Annotated in this window: 1 protein-coding gene; it reads right to left on the reverse strand. The window is 56.5% G+C overall.

The features are described from left to right. Window positions 1-119: 119 nt before the first annotated feature. Window positions 120-322, reverse strand: a 203-nt coding sequence (locus DKT72_RS19120; protein WP_220628177.1) for a hypothetical protein, incomplete at its 5' end; no start/stop codon positions are given.

Raw genomic sequence — 322 nt, forward strand, 5'->3', positions numbered from 1 at the left:
ATCAACCCGGCCGACGCCGCCTGATTGCCAGGTGTCCCTGTTCGTTCCCGCTGGCGGGAGCTGTCGCCGAAGGCGACTGAGGGTGGTCTGTAGCATAACAGCCACCAGCAGTTGTATTCTTATGCGGCGGCCTCCCAGCGGGAGCATTTGTATATGTATACGCTATAATGTATATTTATACCTGATTGTTGATAGTCGCTATAGGGCGGCTCCACAGAGAAGAAGAGAGAGATCATGCAGTTCAACAAGCTGAAGACCATTGCGGCCGCCGCCTTGAGCGTGGCCATGCTGTTCTCCGCCGCGGCTTGCGGCACCTCCGACA

Origin of the sequence: Confluentibacter sediminis, from assembly GCF_003258355.1 — a bacterium.
In the GTDB taxonomy this organism is placed as follows: domain Bacteria; phylum Bacteroidota; class Bacteroidia; order Flavobacteriales; family Flavobacteriaceae; genus Confluentibacter; species Confluentibacter sediminis.